Annotated in this window: 13 protein-coding genes; 11 read left to right on the top strand and 2 right to left on the bottom strand. The window is 70.0% G+C overall.

Going from position 1 to position 16,965, the window contains the following annotated elements; genetic code table 11:
• Positions 1–20: 20 nt before the first annotated feature.
• From ACH4SP_RS38340 to ACH4SP_RS38330, 3 genes are all read left to right on the top strand, one after another.
• On the top strand, positions 21–788 hold the full coding sequence (locus tag ACH4SP_RS38340; RefSeq protein ID WP_398422358.1) for a GNAT family N-acetyltransferase: 768 nt from the start codon (positions 21–23) through the stop codon (positions 786–788).
• A gap of 112 nt (positions 789–900) precedes the next feature.
• Positions 901–2,943, top strand: coding sequence for an IucA/IucC family protein (locus ACH4SP_RS38335; RefSeq protein WP_398422356.1), 2,043 nt, complete (start codon positions 901–903; stop codon positions 2,941–2,943).
• A 74-nt stretch (positions 2,944–3,017) separates the two neighbouring features.
• The gene (locus tag ACH4SP_RS38330) at positions 3,018–5,009 is read left to right on the top strand and encodes an ATP-dependent DNA helicase (protein WP_398422354.1); all 1,992 of its coding nucleotides are present in this window, start codon (positions 3,018–3,020) and stop codon (positions 5,007–5,009) included.
• A gap of 101 nt (positions 5,010–5,110) precedes the next feature.
• Here the strand turns inward: ACH4SP_RS38330 and lexA are convergent, their stop codons facing one another.
• Complete coding sequence (gene lexA / locus ACH4SP_RS38325; protein WP_398422352.1) at positions 5,111–5,896, bottom strand: transcriptional repressor LexA; 786 nt, start codon at positions 5,894–5,896, stop codon at positions 5,111–5,113.
• A 534-nt stretch (positions 5,897–6,430) separates the two neighbouring features.
• Between lexA and nrdR the strand changes: the two genes are divergently transcribed.
• On the top strand, positions 6,431–6,943 hold the full coding sequence (gene nrdR / locus ACH4SP_RS38320) for a transcriptional regulator NrdR (protein WP_398422350.1): 513 nt from the start codon (positions 6,431–6,433) through the stop codon (positions 6,941–6,943).
• 162 nt (positions 6,944–7,105) lie between these two features.
• A complete protein-coding gene (locus tag ACH4SP_RS38315; protein ID WP_398422348.1) occupies positions 7,106–9,994 on the top strand; it encodes a vitamin B12-dependent ribonucleotide reductase in 2,889 nt (962 codons plus the stop codon).
• Positions 9,995–10,083: 89 nt separating this feature from the next.
• Here ACH4SP_RS38315 and ACH4SP_RS38310 read toward each other — a convergent pair whose 3' ends face one another.
• Positions 10,084–10,614, bottom strand: a complete 531-nt coding sequence (locus tag ACH4SP_RS38310; protein WP_398422346.1) for a TerD family protein — start codon at positions 10,612–10,614, stop codon at positions 10,084–10,086.
• Between the two features lie 101 nt (positions 10,615–10,715).
• Here ACH4SP_RS38310 and ACH4SP_RS38305 point away from each other — a divergent pair, with 101 nt between their 5' ends.
• From ACH4SP_RS38305 to ACH4SP_RS38280, 6 genes are all read left to right on the top strand, one after another.
• A complete protein-coding gene (locus ACH4SP_RS38305; protein WP_398422344.1) occupies positions 10,716–11,543 on the top strand; it encodes an arylamine N-acetyltransferase in 828 nt (275 codons plus the stop codon).
• Positions 11,544–11,576: 33 nt separating this feature from the next.
• Positions 11,577–12,182, top strand: coding sequence for a YdbC family protein (locus tag ACH4SP_RS38300; protein WP_398422342.1), 606 nt, complete (start codon positions 11,577–11,579; stop codon positions 12,180–12,182).
• A 132-nt stretch (positions 12,183–12,314) separates the two neighbouring features.
• Positions 12,315–12,974, top strand: a complete 660-nt coding sequence (locus ACH4SP_RS38295; protein ID WP_398422340.1) for a histidine phosphatase family protein — start codon at positions 12,315–12,317, stop codon at positions 12,972–12,974.
• A 31-nt stretch (positions 12,975–13,005) separates the two neighbouring features.
• Positions 13,006–13,914: an ADP-ribosylglycohydrolase family protein gene (locus ACH4SP_RS38290; protein ID WP_398422339.1), complete on the top strand. Its 909-nt coding sequence runs from the start codon at positions 13,006–13,008 to the stop codon at positions 13,912–13,914.
• Positions 13,915–14,488: 574 nt separating this feature from the next.
• A complete protein-coding gene (locus ACH4SP_RS38285; RefSeq protein ID WP_398422337.1) occupies positions 14,489–16,072 on the top strand; it encodes a DUF4153 domain-containing protein in 1,584 nt (527 codons plus the stop codon).
• 163 nt (positions 16,073–16,235) lie between these two features.
• Positions 16,236–16,946 (top strand): ribonuclease HII, encoded by a 711-nt coding sequence (locus ACH4SP_RS38280; RefSeq protein WP_398422335.1) that lies wholly within the window; start codon positions 16,236–16,238, stop codon positions 16,944–16,946.
• Positions 16,947–16,965: the final 19 nt, after the last annotated feature.

Here is a 16,965-nt window from a genome sequence, read left to right as displayed (position 1 = left end):
GCTGACAGGAGAGCACCGCGATGCCTCCCACCGAAACGAGCCCCGACACCGGAGCCGGCCCGGCCTCCCGTACGAGACCGGGCAACGAGGACACCCTGGACCTCCGGCTGCCCGACGAGTTCCTCGCGCTGATCGCAGCACAGGAGGCCGCCCACGCCCCGCCCGTGGCGGACGCGCTGCTGGCGCCGGGCGCCCCGGACCTCCTGCCGGGCGACCCGGACCTCCTCGACTCGGTCGCCCACTGGGGTCCTGTCGGCACTCCGGCCGGTGAGTTCCGGCTCCTGCCCGTGGTTCCGGCACGGGACCTGGCCCTGCTCAGCCGGTGGATGAACGACCCCGTCGTCGCCGAGTTCTGGGAGCTGGCGGGTGCCGTCGACGTCACCTCCGCCCATCTGCGCACCCAACTCGACGGAGACGGACGCAGCATGCCCTGTCTGGGCGTCCTCGACGGCACTCCCATGAGCTACTGGGAGATCTACCGCGCCGATCTCGACCCGCTGGCCCGTCACTACCCGGCCCGCCTGCACGACACCGGCATCCACCTCCTCATCGGCGGTGTCGCCGACCGAGGTCACGGCCTCGGCACCACGCTGCTGAGGGCCGTCTCCGACCTCGTCCTCGACCACCGCCCCACCTGCTCGCGGGTCGTCGCCGAACCGGACCTGCGCAACACTCCGTCCGTATCCGCCTTCCTCGGAGCGGGATTCCGCCTCTCCGCCGAGATCGACCTTCCGGACAAGCGGGCCGCGCTGATGATGCGCGACCGCGCCCATCGCCATCAGCTGTAACGATGACCTGTCGCATCCATCACCACGACGACCTGTCGCCCCAGCCGCAACAACGATCCGCTGCTTCAAATACACCGCTCGTCCCGCATTGGTTCCCTCCCGAGGAGTCACCGTGTCGAAGCAAGCCTCCGCCCACCCGTCCGCCCCCGTTCCCGCCCAGCCACGGCCCGCGTCCCAGGCCGAATCGCAGCGGCCCGCCCCGGACCACGTCCCGCCGGTCCTGTTCGCTCCCGCCGAGCTGACCGCCGCCGGATGGGAGCGGGTCTCCCGCCGGCTGCTCGCCAAGACGCTCGCCGAGTTCGCCTACGAAGAGATCATCGAACCGGTCCCGGCAACCGCCCAGGCGACAACGGCCGAAGGGACGACGACGGCCGACGCCACGACGACAGCCGACGGCGCGCCGACAGCCGATGCCATGACGACGGCAGACGGTGCGCCGACGGCCGACAAGGTGCCGAGCGGTGCCACGGGTGGGCGCAGGAGCGCGCCCCCCTTCCCGTACACACTCCGCCTCGACAACGGCGAAATACTGTCCTTCCGTGCTCGGCGCGGCTCCTACGGCAGCTGGCAGGTCGACCCGGACACCATCGGCATCCGGCACCCCGACGATCACAGCGGCAGCCGTCCCTTCCACGACCCGGTGCAGTTCCTCGCCCTTTCCAGGCGCCTCCTGGCCCTGGACGGTGCGACTCTCGGCCACCTCGTCCGCGAGCTCACCACCACCCTCGCCGCCGACGCGCGCCTCGACCACACAGCCCTGTCCGCCGCCCGCCTCGCCGACCTCGGGTACGCCGAGCTCGAAGGCCACCAGACGGGCCACCCCTGGCTCGTCCTCAACAAGGGCCGCGTCGGCTTCTCCGCCCAGGACGCCGCCACCTGGGCACCCGAGGCCCGCAGGGCCACCAGACTCCCGTGGATCGCCGTCAGCACCGCCCTCGCCCGCTACCAGGGAGTCCCCTCGCTGGCCGACCCCGAGCAGCTGTACGCGCGCGAGCTCGACGCCGCCACGCGCGCGAGCTTCGACGCCGTCCTGCAGGCGCGCGGGCTGAACCCGGCCTCGTACCTCTACCTGCCCGTGCACCCCTGGCAGTGGGACGAGTCGATCCTGCCGCTCTTCGCGCCCGTGATCGCCCGCGGCGACATCGTCCCGCTGCCCGCCGACGACGACCTGCGGCTGCCCCAGCAGTCCATCCGTACGTTCCTCAACGTCAGCCGCCCCGACCGGCACACGGTCAAGCTGCCGCTGTCCGTGCTGAACACCCTCGTCTGGCGCGGTCTGCCCACCGAGCGCACCGTGGCCGCCCCCGCCGTCACCGCCTGGGTCCAGGCACTGCAGGCGGCCGACCCCTTCCTCAAAGAGGAGTGCCGCGTCGTGCTGCTCGGGGAAGTCGCCTCGGTGGCCGTCGAGCACCCCGTCTACGACCATCTCCCCGAGGTCCCGTACCAGTACAAGGAACTCCTCGGCGCGATCTGGCGCGAACCCCTCGCCGACCGCCTCGACCCCGGCGAGCGCGCCCGCACGCTGGCCGCCCTGCTGCACACCGACCCGCAGGGGCGGGCCTTCACCGCGGAGCTGGTCGACCGCTCCGGGCTGGACCCGGCAGCCTGGCTGCGCCAGCTCTTCGCCGCGACACTGCCGCCGCTGCTGCACTTCCTGTACCGGTACGGAACGGTGTTCTCCCCGCACGGCGAGAACGCCATCGTCGTCTTCGACGAGCACGACGTACCGGTCCGCCTCGCGATCAAGGACTTCGTCGACGACGTCAACGTCAGTGCGGAACCCCTGCCGGAACATGCCGGCATGCCGGACGACGTACGCAGGACGCTGCTCACCGAACCCTCCTCCTTCCTGCCGCAGTTCATCCAGTCAGGGCTGTTCATCGGGGTGTTCCGCTACCTCGCGCCGCTGTGCGAGGACCAACTGGGCATTCCCGAGGGCGAGTTCTGGTCACTCGTACGGGCAGAAATCCTCAAGTACCACAGTCGTTTCCCGGAACTGAAGGACCGCTTCGAGACGTTCGACCTTCTGACGCCCCGGCTGGAACGCCTCTGCCTCAACCGCAACCGCCTGCACACCGACGGCTACCGGGACCGCCCGCACCGCCCGCACGCCGCCGTGCACGGCACCGTCGCCAACCCTCTTCACCGGCCCTGACACCGGCCCTGACCCCGGTGGTGAAATCGGCTGTGACCGCCGTTGTCAGTGGTGCACCGTAGGCTGGTCGGGCTATGACGAAGCCCTCACTCCCCGAGCTCCTCCACGCCGCCGTCGCCTCCGTCGGCGGCGTGGAACGGCCAGGCCAGGTCAGCATGGCCGAGGCCGTCGCCGACGCGGTCGACGACAATTCCCACCTGCTCGTCCAGGCGGGCACCGGCACCGGAAAGTCCCTCGGCTATCTGGTGCCGGCCCTCGCACACGGCGAGCGCGTCGTGGTCGCCACGGCGACGCTGGCCCTCCAGCGCCAGCTCGTCGAGCGCGACCTGCCGCGCACGGTGGAGGCGCTGAAGCCGCTGCTGCGCCGCACCCCGCAGTTCGCCATGCTCAAGGGCCGGTCGAACTACCTCTGTCTGCACCGCCTCCACGAAGGTGCCCCGCAGGACGAGGAGGACGGCCTCTTCAACCCGATCGAGAGCTACGAGGCGAGCGGGCCCTCCAGCAAGCTCGGCAAGGACCTGTTGCGGATGCGCGACTGGGCCGACGAGACCGAGACCGGGGACCGTGACGACCTCACCCCCGGTGTCTCCGACAAGGCGTGGGGACAGGTCTCCGTCTCCTCCCGCGAGTGCCTGGGCGCGAGCAAGTGCGCGTACGGCGCGGAGTGCTTCGCGGAGGCGGCGCGCGAGCGCGCCAAGCTCGCCGACGTCGTCGTCACCAACCACGCCCTGCTCGCCATCGACGCCATCGAGGGCGCCCCCGTCCTGCCGCAGCACGAAGTGCTGATCGTCGACGAGGCGCACGAGCTGGTCTCCCGGGTCACCGGCGTCGCCACCGGCGAACTCACCCCAGGCCAGGTCAACCGGGCCGTCAAACGCGCATCGAAGATCGTCAACGAGAAGGCCGCGGACGCGCTGATGACCGCGTCCGAGACTTTCGAGCGGCTGATGGAGCTGGCACTGCCCGGCCGCCTGGAGGAGATCCCCGAGGACATGGGATACGCCCTCATGGCCCTGCGGGACGCCTCTCGCACGGTGATCTCCGCGCTCGGCTCCACCAAGGACAGGTCCGTCACCGACGAGGACGCCGTCCGCAAACAGGCCCTCGCCATGATCGAGAACATCCACGCAGTCGCCGAGCGCATCGCCAACGGCTCCGAGTACGACGTCGTCTGGTTCGAGCGCAACGACAGGTACGGAACCGCCTCGCTGCGGGTCGCCCCGCTCTCCGTGTCCGGTCTGCTGCGCGAGAAGCTCTTCACCGAGCGCTCGGTCGTCCTCACCTCCGCCACCCTCAAGCTGGGCGGCGACTTCAACGGCGTCGGAGCCTCCCTGGGTCTCGCCCCGGAGGGTACGCACGGCGAGGACCTGCCCGAGTGGAAGGGGCTCGACGTCGGCTCGCCGTTCGACTACCCCAAGCAGGGGATCCTGTACGTCGCCAAGCACCTGGCCAGGCCCACCAGGGACGCCGGACGCGAGGACATGCTCGACGAGCTGGCCGAGCTGATCGAGGCCGCAGGAGGCCGTACGCTCGGGCTCTTCTCCTCGATGAAGGCGGCCCAGACGGCGGCGGAGACGCTGCGCGGCAGGCTCGACATGCCGATCCTGCTCCAGGGCGAGGACACCCTCGGCGAGCTGATCAAGGGTTTCGCGGCGGATCCGCAGACGTGTCTGTTCGGCACGCTGTCGCTGTGGCAGGGCGTCGACGTGCCCGGGGCGAGCTGCCAGCTCGTCGTGATGGACAAGATCCCGTTCCCGCGCCCCGACGACCCGCTGATGAGCGCCAGGCAGAAGGCGGTCGAGGAGAACGGCGGCAATGGCTTCATGGCCGTCGCCGCGACGCACGCCGCTCTGCTGATGGCGCAGGGTGCCGGCCGTCTCGTCCGTGCGACGGGGGACAAGGGCGTCGTGGCGGTTCTGGACCAGCGGCTGGCCACGGCCCGTTACGGCAGTTATCTCAAGGCCTCGATGCCCGACTTCTGGTACACCACGGACCGCAATCAGGTGCGCCGCTCGCTCGCCGCGATCGACGCCGCGGCCAAGGTCACCGAGGCCGACGCGAAGTAGCTCCGCAGCCGACCGGAAGCCGGGTCCGCAGCGGTTCCGTGCGTGTAGGGCCCTGGAACCCGCGATGGGTTCCAGGGCCCTACACGCACGGACACCGGGCGTCAGACACGCCGGAGCACCGCGACGACCTTGCCGAGAATGGTCGCGTCGTCGCCGGGGATCGGCTGGTACGCGGCGTTGTGCGGGAGCAGCCAGATGTGGTTGTCCTCGCGCTTGAAGCGCTTCACGGTGGCCTCGCCGTCCAGCATCGCGGCCACGATGTCGCCGTTCTCCGCGACCGGCTGGCGGCGGACCGTCACCCAGTCGCCGTCACAGATCGCGGCCTCGACCATCGAGTCCCCGACGACCTTCAGGACGAACAGCTCGCCGTCGCCCACCAGCTGCCGGGGGAGCGGGAAGACGTCCTCGACGGACTCCTCGGCGAGGATCGGGCCGCCGGCCGCGATCCGGCCGACCAGCGGGACGTACGAAGCCGCGGGCTTGCCGGCCGTGTCCGTGGTCTGCGTGCTCGGCTGGTCGGAGCCGCGGACCTCGTACGCCCTGGGGCGGTGCGGGTCGCGGCGGAGGAAGCCCTTTCGTTCGAGCGCCATCAGCTGGTGGGCGACGGACGAGGTGCTGGAGAGCCCCACCGCCTGCCCGATCTCGCGCATGGACGGCGGGTATCCCCGGCGTTGCACGGAGTCCCTGATGACCTCGATGACCCGCCGCTGCCGGTCCGTGAGGCCGGAGCTGTCCGCCCTGATTCCCGGAGGTCGGCCGGGCAGCGAGCGTGCGGGCTTGGCGCCCTCGGGGTTCGTGGCTGCGTCATTCATGGCATGCACCGGCTCAAGTCGGCCCTGGGAGCGGTCCTGGGCGGCGATCGTTGCGCTGTCCGCGGTGGTGGTCATGGTCGGCCCCTCTCAAATGGTCTCCCTGACCGGACAACGGTAGTAGCTTTCGAAAGGTTGCGCCAAACACACGTTCGAGTGAAAAACTGCAGAATGGCTGCCCTATTCGTACGGATGGGTGTATGGCTCGGTCCTGCGGAGGGAGTCCGGGTCGATCCCCCGAACGGCAATTCGGCTCATTACGGTAGCCTTCTCCGTCGGGTCGAAAGCCGCCCCGGAGCTGTCGGGGAAGTCGCCCGAGGTCTCCGGCGGGCCTTCTGCTGAGCCGTCCGGGGGACCGGAATCCCGGTTCCTCTGCCGGGTCCCGTACTCTCGTGGGCGACTGCGGCGGACCCCTCTCCGCCGCGACACGCGCGTAGGGGTGGTGGTCCGGTCAACCCCCAGATCTAGTGGTTGAATCGCTGCAGCTCCCCACAAGTTGTGGTTCGCGGTCCATCGGGGCCCGGGCATCGCTTATGCTGGGTACTGCTTCCAGGGCCCGTTCCGCGGCCCGCCGGAGCTCTTCAGTCGTGCCGCGAAGGAGGCCTTGGAACCATGCACTGCCCCTTCTGCAGGCACCCCGACAGTCGAGTGGTCGACAGCCGCACCACGGACGACGGGACGTCGATCCGCAGGCGCCGTCAGTGCCCCGACTGCTCCCGCCGTTTCACGACGGTGGAGACGGCCTCGCTGATGGTGATCAAGCGCAGCGGGGTGACCGAGCCCTTCAGTCGCACCAAGGTCATCTCCGGGGTGCGCAAGGCCTGCCAGGGCCGTCCGGTCACCGAGGACGCCCTCGCCAAGCTCGGCCAACGGGTCGAGGAGGCGGTGCGGGCCACCGGCAGTGCCGAGCTGACCACCCACGACGTGGGCCTGGCCATCCTCGGTCCGCTGCAGGAGCTCGACGTCGTCGCGTACCTGCGTTTCGCGTCCGTGTACCGGGCGTTCGACTCGCTGGAGGACTTCGAGGCCGCGATCACGGAACTCCGTGACCAGCAGCCCTCGGCCCAGGAGTGCGGGCCCGGCGGGAACCCCGTGGTTCCCGTGCCCGCTGCCGCCGCCGAATAGACCGACCCTCCTGTCGGTCAGCCGCGCAGCGGCACATTCGGCGACACATCAGGACCTGTCACGGCCTCGCGCGCACGCGCGGCGACCGGGACTTCAGACACACACCGTGCCCAAGGAAGAACTGGGCACTTCTGGGCGTTTTAGCCCGATATGGGAGGCGGCATGACCGAGACGACGAGCGGCCCGGCACGGGGTTCCCGCAACAAGGGATCCAAGGCCAGCAAGGGTCTGCGTATCGAGCGCATCCACACCACTCCTGGCGTGCACCCGTACGACGAGGTGGCATGGGAGCATCGTGACGTCGTCATGACCAACTGGCGCGACGGCTCGGTCAACTTCGAGCAGCGTGGCGTCGAGTTCCCCGACTTCTGGTCGGTGAACGCGGTCAACATCGTCACCAGCAAGTACTTCCGCGGCGCTGTCGGCACCCCGCAGCGCGAGACGGGTCTGCGCCAGCTGATCGACCGGATCGTGAAGACGTACCGGAAGGCCGGCGAGGACTACAGCTACTTCGCCTCCCCCGCGGACGCCGAGATCTTCGAGCACGAGCTGGCGTACGCCCTCCTGCACCAGATCTTCAGCTTCAACTCCCCGGTCTGGTTCAACGTCGGCACGCCCCAGCCGCAGCAGGTCTCCGCCTGCTTCATCCTGGCCGTCGACGACTCCATGGAGTCGATCCTCGACTGGTACAAGGAAGAGGGAATGATCTTCAAGGGCGGCTCCGGTGCCGGCCTGAACCTCTCCCGCATCCGCTCCTCCAAGGAGCTGCTGTCCTCCGGCGGCAACGCGTCGGGCCCGGTCTCCTTCATGCGCGGCGCCGACGCCTCCGCCGGAACCATCAAGTCCGGTGGCGCGACCCGCCGCGCGGCCAAGATGGTCATCCTCGACGTCGACCACCCCGACATCGAGAACTTCATCGAGACCAAGGTGAAGGAAGAAGAGAAGATCCGCGCCCTGCGCGACGCGGGCTTCGACATGGACCTGGGCGGCGACGACATCACGTCCGTCCAGTACCAGAACGCCAACAACTCGGTCCGGGTGAACGACGAGTTCATGCGCGCCGTCGAGTCCGGCGGCAAGTTCGGCCTGCGCGCCCGCATGACCGGCGACGTCATCGAGGAGGTCGAGGCCAAGTCCCTCTTCCGCAAGATGGCCGAGGCCGCCTGGGCCTGTGCGGACCCGGGCATCCAGTACGACGACACCATCAACAAGTGGCACACCTGCCCGGAGTCCGGCCGCATCAACGGCTCGAACCCGTGCAGCGAGTACATGCACCTGGACAACACCTCGTGCAACCTCGCCTCGCTGAACCTGATGAAGTTCCTCAAGGACGACGGCAAGGGCAACCAGTCCTTCGAGTCCGAGCGCTTCGCCAAGGTCGTCGAGCTGGTCATCACCGCGATGGACATCTCGATCTGCTTCGCGGACTTCCCCACCGAGAAGATCGGTGAGAACACCCGCGCCTTCCGCCAGCTCGGCATCGGTTACGCCAACCTGGGCGCGCTCCTCATGGCGACCGGCCACGCGTACGACTCCGACGGCGGCCGTGCCCTCGCCGCTGCGATCACCTCTTTGATGACGGGTACCTCGTACAAGCGCAGCGCCGAGCTGGCCGCTGTCGTCGGTCCGTACGACGGCTATGCCCGCAACGCCGAGCCGCACCAGCGCGTCATGAAGCAGCACGCCGACGCCAACGCCGCGGCCGTGCACGTCGACGACCTGGACAACCCCATCTGGGCCGCCGCGACGGAGGCCTGGCAGGACGTCGTCCGCCTCGGCGCGAAGAACGGTTTCCGCAACGCGCAGGCCTCGGTCATTGCCCCCACCGGCACCATCGGTCTCGCGATGTCCTGCGACACCACCGGTCTTGAGCCCGACCTCGCACTGGTCAAGTTCAAGAAGCTCGTCGGCGGCGGCTCGATGCAGATCGTCAACGGCACCGTCCCGCAGGCCCTGCGCCGCCTGGGCTACCAGGAGGAGCAGATCGAGGCGATCGTCGCCCACATCGCCGAGAACGGCAATGTGATCGACGCCCCGAGCCTGAAGACCGAGCACTACGAGGTCTTCGACTGCGCGATGGGCGAGCGTTCCATCTCCGCGATGGGCCACGTCCGCATGATGGCGGCCATCCAGCCGTGGATCTCCGGCGCCCTGTCCAAGACGGTCAACCTGCCGGAGACGGCGACCGTCGAGGACGTCGAAGAGGTCTACTTCGAGGCGTGGAAGATGGGCGTCAAGGCGCTCGCGATCTACCGCGACAACTGCAAGGTCGGCCAGCCCCTCTCCGCCAAGACCAAGGACAAGGAGAAGGAGGCGGTCACCGCCAAGGCCGAGGACACCATTCGTACGGCCGTCGAGAAGGTCATCGAGTACCGTCCGGTCCGCAAGCGCCTCCCCAAGGGCCGCCCGGGCATCACCACCTCCTTCACGGTGGGTGGCGCCGAGGGCTACATGACCGCCAACTCCTACCCGGACGACGGTCTCGGCGAGGTCTTCCTCAAGATGTCCAAGCAGGGCTCGACCCTCGCGGGCATGATGGACGCCTTCTCGATCGCGGTGTCCGTGGGCCTCCAGTACGGCGTCCCGCTGGAGACGTACGTCTCGAAGTTCACCAACATGCGCTTCGAGCCGGCCGGCATGACGGACGACCCGGACGTGCGGATGGCGCAGTCGATCGTCGACTACATCTTCCGCCGCCTGGCGTTGGACTTCCTGCCCTTCGAGACGCGTTCCGCGCTCGGCATCCACTCCGCCGAGGAGCGTCAGCGCCACCTCGACACCGGTTCGTACGAGCCGTCGCTGGACGAGGCCGAGCTGGACGTGGAGAGCCTTTCGCAGTCCGCGCCGCTGGCCACGGTCGCCGCCCCCAAGGCGGAGACCGCAGCCCCGGCGGTGCAGCAGAACGCACCGCACACCTCGGCCGAGCTGGTCGAGATGCAGCTGGGCATCAGCGCCGACGCACCGCTCTGCTTCTCCTGCGGCACGAAGATGCAGCGCGCGGGCAGCTGCTACATCTGCGAGGGCTGCGGCTCGACCAGCGGCTGCAGCTGACGCACGGCTGACGCCCTGAACGGGTAGCGGTTCACACAGGAAGGGCGGCACTCCCCCGGGAGTGCCGCCCTTCCTGTCGTACGGCGGACTCAGCGCTGCCGCACTCCCATCAGCCGGGTGAACTCCTCCGGTTCCGCATCGAAGCCGCGCACCGTCTCGTGCAGGTCCCAACTGCCGTCCGAGTCGCGCACGAACTCGGCGACAGTGGCGGCGGTGGCCCGCTCGACCGTGGTGAAGTCGTCGGTCAGGAGCTCGGTGTAGCCCTCGGACAGCCGCAGGTGGGTGCGGTGTATGTCACCGAACTCCATGCGCCCTTCCCGCTGTTGGATCGCCACTCCGAGCACCACCCGGCCGTACTCCTGGGACAGGCGGTCGAGTTCGAGGGTCATCTGCTCGTCCGTGCCGAAGCCCTGGCCGGTCTTGCTGTCCCGGTGCAGGGTGATGGTGCCGTCCGGGGAACGGCTGCCGAAGTGCACCAGGTACGCGGGCTCGCCGTACGGATCGTCCGTGCGGTAGACACCGGCGACGATGTCGAGGTCGGCGGCCGGTGCGCCGAGTGGGTTGGGGTCCCACTTGAGGGCGACGTCGGCCTTCCGGATGCCCTTGTTGAAGCTGCTCACCGTGTGTTCCTCCGCTTCCAGTCGTGAACCGATCCTCACAGGGCCCACCGGGCGCGACAAGTGCGTTGGACAGCGGGGCGGTTGTGGCGATCATTGTGCCCATGACGACTTGGGGCGGAGAACAGATCGACCTGGACGCGTACTTGACGCGGATCGGGTACGACGGGGAGCGCGCGGCGACGCGAGAGGTGCTGCACGCGGTGCACCGGGCACACGTGACCGCGATTCCGTTCGAGAACCTGGAAGTCGCACTGGAGCGGCCCGTGCACCTCGACCTCAAGAGGCTGCAGCAGAAGCTGGTCGGGCAGCGGCGCGGGGGTTACTGCTACGAGCAGAACTCGCTGCTGGCCGCGGTGCTGGAGCGGCTGGGCTTCGAGGTGGCGGGGCGTGGGGCACGCAACCGTACGCGCGGCGATGCGCTGCTTCCGGTGACGCATGCCGTTCTGGTCGTGCGGGTCGAGGGCGAACAGTGGCTGGTGGACTGCGGGTTCGGCTGGCAGGGGCCGCTGGAGCCGGTGCCGTTGCGGGCCGGCGCGGAAGTGCGGCAGAGCGACGGGTGGACCTTCGGGATCGGGGCGGAGGACGAGGGGATCATGGTGCTGCGCTCACTGCGCGCCGAGGGGTGGGCGGATCTGTACGCCTTCGCGCCGCAGACGCTGTACCCGGGGGACTTCACCGTCATGAACCACTACAGCTCCACCCACCCCCGCTCCAGCTTCGTCGGCAAGGCCGTCGCGCACCGCATCGCCCCCGACGCCCGCTACGGCTTCGTCGCGGACACGCTGCGTACGGGCAGGGCCGACGGCAGCTTCACCGAACGGCCCGTGGCACCCGACGAGTTGACCGACGTCCTCAAAGAGGTGTTCGGCATCGAGCTCGGGGACGGGGACGCGGCGGCCGTGCGCCGGGTGCACCCCGCCGCAGGGTGACTCGGCTCACCCTCCTGGCCGTACGATGGCGCGGTGCTGGTCAAGTGGATTCGCTGCACTGTGGTCGACCGTCGAGGCTTTGAGCGGGGGCAGCGAAAATGGGCGGGACTGCTCGGTGAACCCGGATTCCGGGGCCAGAGCGGCGGCTGGAGCAGAGGGCGGGACGGGGTGGCCCATGTCTTCGCCTTCTGGGAGAGCCGTGCCTTCTACGACTCCTTCATGGCGCGCTCGCACGACCGGCTGGCCGCCGCGCAGTCCGGGACGTACAAGGACGTCCAGGTCAAGCTGTTCGACTACCGCTTCGACGTCAAGACGGGCTTCGAGCCGAAGTTCACCGACGCCGACGTGGTGCGGATCGCGCACTGCAAGGTGCGCGAGGACCGGGTCGAGCACTTCGCGCTGATGCAGGAGAAGGTCTGGAACCCGGCGATGGCGGGGTCGCCCGGGATGCTGCGCGGGGTGTTCGGGGAGGCGCCGGGCAACGAGTTCCTGGTGCTCTCGATGTGGCAGTCGGCAGCCGAGCACGGCAAGTACCGGGCGGAGCGGGTGGAGCGGCTGTCGCTGCGGGCCCAGACCGAGGCGGACGTGGCGGCACTGGCGGGGGACGTGGTGGAGCTGGAGCCGTCCTGGACGGTGTAGGCGCCCCGGACGGTGCACACCCCTCGGGTGCGACGCCTCTTTGAGGTGTCCCGGGCGGCCGGGTACGCCGGATGGAGCCCCGGCAGCAGGCCGGTCGAGCCCGCTCCGCCCGTTCGCACTAGGGTTTCGGGCATGGCACGACCGCGACGCATCGTCCTCGTCCGGCACGGCGAATCCGAGGGCAACGCCGATGACACCGTCTACGAACGCGAGCCCGACCATGCCCTCAGGCTCACCGACAACGGCTGGCAGCAGGCCAGGGCGGCGGGGGAGCGGCTGCGCGCACTCTTCGGCGACGAGGGCATCAGCGCGTACGTCTCGCCCTACCGGCGCACCCACGAGACCTTCCGCGCCTTCGACCTGGATCCGGGGCGCGTACGGGTCAGGGAGGAGCCGAGGCTGCGGGAGCAGGACTGGGGGAACTGGCAGGACCGGGACGACGTACGGCTGCAGAAGGCCTATCGGGACGCGTACGGGCACTTCTTCTACCGGTTCGCACAGGGGGAGTCGGGGGCCGACGTCTACGACCGGGTCGGGGCCTTCCTGGAGAGCCTCTACCGCAGCTTCGAGGCGGCCGACCATCCGGAGAACGTCCTGATCGTCACGCACGGGCTGACCATGCGGCTGTTCTGCATGCGCTGGTTCCACTGGTCGGTCGCGGAGTTCGAGTCGCTGTCCAACCCCGGCAACGCCGAGATACGGGTCCTGGAGCTCGGTGCGGACGGGCGGTACACCCTGGACCGGCCGTTCGAGCGCTGGTGTGCCCCCGAGTCGTACGGAATCACCGGTTAGAGTGCTGATTCACCGGTTAGAGTGCTGAGCGATGACCGCTGACTCCGATTCCGACCCGCGCTTCGTGCGCGCGCTGGACAGCCTGCGCGGGCTGTCCGTGGGAGACGCACTGGGCTCCCAGTTCTTCGTACCCGCCAACTATCCGCTCCTCAAGAGGGGCGAACTGCCGTCCGGCCCCTGGCAGTGGACCGACGACACCGAGATGGCCACCTCCGTACTGGCCGTACTCGCCGGACACGGCCGGATCGACCAGGACGTGCTCGCACGCTCCTTCGCCGACCACCACGACTTCGACCGCGGCTACGGGCCCGCCGTGAACCGGATGCTCCGGCTGATCCGCGAGGGCGGCGACTGGCGCGAGCTGGCCGCCGCGCTGTTCGACGGCCGAGGCTCCTGGGGCAACGGCGCCGCGATGCGGATCGCGCCGCTCGGTGCCTGGTACGCGGACGACCCCGAGCAGGCCACCCACCAGGCCGAGATCTCCGCGTACGTCACCCACCAGCACCGGGAAGCCGTCATGGGTGCGATGGCGGTCGCCGCTGCCGCCGCGATCGCGGCCGACCCCGCCGGACCGCCCACGCCCCAGGGGCTGCTCGACGGCGTGATCGCGCTCGTCCCGCGCAGCGCCGTCGCGGCCGGGCTGCGCAGGGCCCGCAACATGCTGGACTACGACGACGCGAGCACCGTCGCCGCCGTGCTCGGCTGTGGCCGGCGCACCAGCGCGCACGACACCGTGCCGTTCGCACTGTGGTCGGCGGCCCGTGGGCTCGGCGACTTCGAGCGGGCCTTCTGGGTGACCGCCAGGGTGGGCGGCGACGTCGACACGAACTGCGCCATTGTCGGCGGTGTGCTCGCCGGAGCGAAGGCGGGAGGCCCGCCGACGGAGTGGCTGGGGCAGACCGAGGCGCTGCCGGAGTGGTTGCCCGTGCGGGTGGGGTGACCTTCCGCCGTACGGGTCCGCCGTAGGGCCCCGCCGAACGGGTCCCGCGTACGGGCCTTCCGCGTGGGTCCCGTGTACGGCCTTCCGTGCGAGCCCTCGGTACGCGTTGTCCGCCGAGGGCAGCGTCACGGTTCTGTCCGCATCTATGAGGCGGTGGGGAGGACACACCGCCGCCGGGCTAGTCTGACGGCCACGCCGCCGCGTTGATCATCACCGGCGAGTGCCGAACGAGACACCGGGCCCACCCCGCCACGTACTGCGCGAGGCGCAAAGTGCCTGGTCGGGAGGGGGTCCCGTGCCTGAACCAGAAGATGCGCCACCGGCGATACCGGCTGCTGCGCCTGCGCCGTCCGTGGCTGCTGAGCCCGCTGTACCTGCTGATTCCACTGTGCCTGCTGAGTCCGCCGCGTCCGCTGAAGCCGCTTCGGCCGCGGAGGGGGAGCGCGGCAGAGCCAGAGCCTCCGCGGCATCGGCCGGTGCCGGTGCCGGCACCGGTGTTGCTGGTGGTGCCGGTGCTGCCGCTCCCGCGCCCCCACAGGGCGTCGCTCAGCAGCCGCCCGCCGTACCCGCGTACATGCAGCCGCAATCGGCGCTCCAGCGGCGGCAGCAGGAGCAGTGGCAGCAGTGGCAGGCTCACCAGCACTGGCAGCAGCAGCGCCAGCAGAAGCTCGCCCAGCCGCCCGCCTGGCGGGCCGGGGTCCGCCCCGGCCCGCCGGCCAAGGTGCGGGCCGCCTCGCTCTGGGCGGTGCTGGCCACCGCGCTGCTGAGCGCCCTGTTCCTCGGCGAAGGACTCGGCCTGAACCTGCTGATCGTGGCCGTGCCCGCCGCCCTCGCCGCGTACTTCGCCGCGCAGGCGGCCGGTCGGCGGATCCGCCCCTGGACGCTCGTCTGGGGGCTCGGCGGGCTCGCCCTGCTCGTCGTACCCGCCCTGCGCGACGCGGGCTGGCCGACGTTCCTCGCGGTTGCCTCCGCGCTGGCACTGGGCTCGCTCGCCCTGCACGGCAGCCGGACCTGGTTCGGTGTCCTCGTCGGATCCCTGGGGATCTGGGGCTCGGTGATTCCGGGCATCGGCTGGGGCTGGAAGGGGCTGCGCGAGCGGGCGGGCGGTTCGCGCGACCGCTGGGGTCCTGTGCTGCGCACCGTCGCCGTCGCCGCCGTCCTGCTCGTGGTGTTCGGGGCACTGTTCGTGAGCGCGGACGCCGCGTTCGCCGAACTGCTCGGCAACCTCGTGCCCGAGGTGTCGGTCTCCGACGGCCCGTGGCGGATCCTGCTCTTCGGGCTGGGGCTCGTCGGAGCGCTGGCGGCGGCCCGTGCGGCAGCCGCACCGCACCAGTGGGACAAGGCCAGGATCGCGCCGGGACGTGCGCGCGGCCGCATGGAGTGGGCGCTTCCGCTCGTCGTGCTCAACCTGCTGTTCGCGGCCTTCATCGCGGTGCAGCTCACGGTGCTCATCGGCGGGTACGAGAAGGTCTTCGAAGAGACCCGGCTGAGCTACTCCGAGTACGCCAGGCAGGGCTTCTGGCAGCTTCTCTGGGCCACCGTGCTGACCCTCGTCGTCATTGCCTTCGCGAAGCGCTGGGCGCCGAGGGGTGGCACCCGTGACCGGACGCTCGTGCGGTCCGTGCTCGGGGTCCTGTGCCTGCTCACCCTGGTGGTCGTCGCGTCCGCCCTGAGCAGGATGTACCTGTACGTCGACGAGTACGGGCTGACGCGGCTGCGGATCTCGGTGGCGGCGATGGAGCTGTGGCTCGGTCTGGTGATCGTGCTGATCATGGCCGCCGGGGTGTTCGGCGCCCGCTGGCTGCCGCGCGCGATCGCGGGGAGTGCGGGGGCCGCGGTGCTGGCCTTCGGGCTCATGTCGCCGGACGCGCTGGTCGCGGAACGCAACGTACAGCGCTTCACCGACCACGGGACGATCGACATCGAGTACCTCCGGGACCTGTCGGCGGACGCGGTGCCCGCACTGAACGGCCTCCCGGAGCCGCAGCGGACCTGTGCGCTGCTCGGCATCGCGGACAGTGTGGAGGACGGGCCCTGGTACGCCACCAGCATCGGTGAGCGGCGCGCGCTCGACCTCCTCGCGGAGCGCCCGATCGACACGAGGGGCGTGGACTGCCGCAACACCGGACCGGCGAACAGCGGGGAGTACGGGCGCTGACGGGGTCGCCCGCTGTTGCGCTTCGCTGCTCTTTGATGGGCGTTGATGTGCGGAAGCGAACAAGGGAATTCGCGGTCTGAACCCCGGGACGGGGCCCGTTGCGGCCCCGCCCCGGGACCGGGGTGTTGCGGTCGGGCCCCGGCGGCGTACGCTGGCTGGCGCCATGCCGTACGAACCACCCACACACACCGTCGAGCGCTCACTGCGCGCCACCACCGGTGCCAAGATCGTCGCCGGTGTCGACGAGGTCGGGCGCGGAGCGTGGGCCGGACCGGTCACCGTGTGCGCCGCCGTCACGGGACTGCGCCGCCCGCCCGCCGGACTCACCGACTCCAAGCTCCTCACCCCCAAGCGCCGCGACGAGCTCGTGCTGCTGCTCGAAGAGTGGGTGACGGCGTACGCGCTCGGCCACTCCACGCCCGAGGAGATCGACGCACTCGGGATGACGGCAGCCCTGCGACTCGCCGCCGAACGCGCGCTAAATGCCTTGCCGGTACGGCCCGATGCGGTCATCCTCGACGGGAAGCACGACTACCTCGGGGCACCCTGGAGGGTTCGTACGGTGATCAAGGGCGACCAGTCCTGCATCGCGGTCGCGGCAGCCTCGGTGATCGCCAAGGTACGCAGGGACGCGATGATGGCGGAGCTGGATTCGGAGTCCGGGGGCTGCGCGCCCTACGGATTCTCGGCCAACGCCGGCTATCCGTCTCCCGTGCACCAGGCGGCCCTCGCGGAACTCGGGCCGACCGCGCACCACCGCCTCTCCTGGTCCTATCTCGACGGACTTCCGCAGTGGCGGCACCTCAAGAAGCACCGGATGTCGGCCGAGGCCGCAGCACTGGAAAGCGGGGGCCAACTCGGCTTCGACTTCTGACTGTTCACACACGGTGTAC

The organism is Streptomyces sp. NPDC021093 (genome assembly GCF_044333135.1).
Taxonomy (GTDB): Bacteria; Actinomycetota; Actinomycetes; order Streptomycetales; family Streptomycetaceae; genus Streptomyces.
The sequence above is the reverse complement of the archived record's forward strand: the minus strand, read 5'-3'. Positions and strand labels throughout refer to the sequence as shown.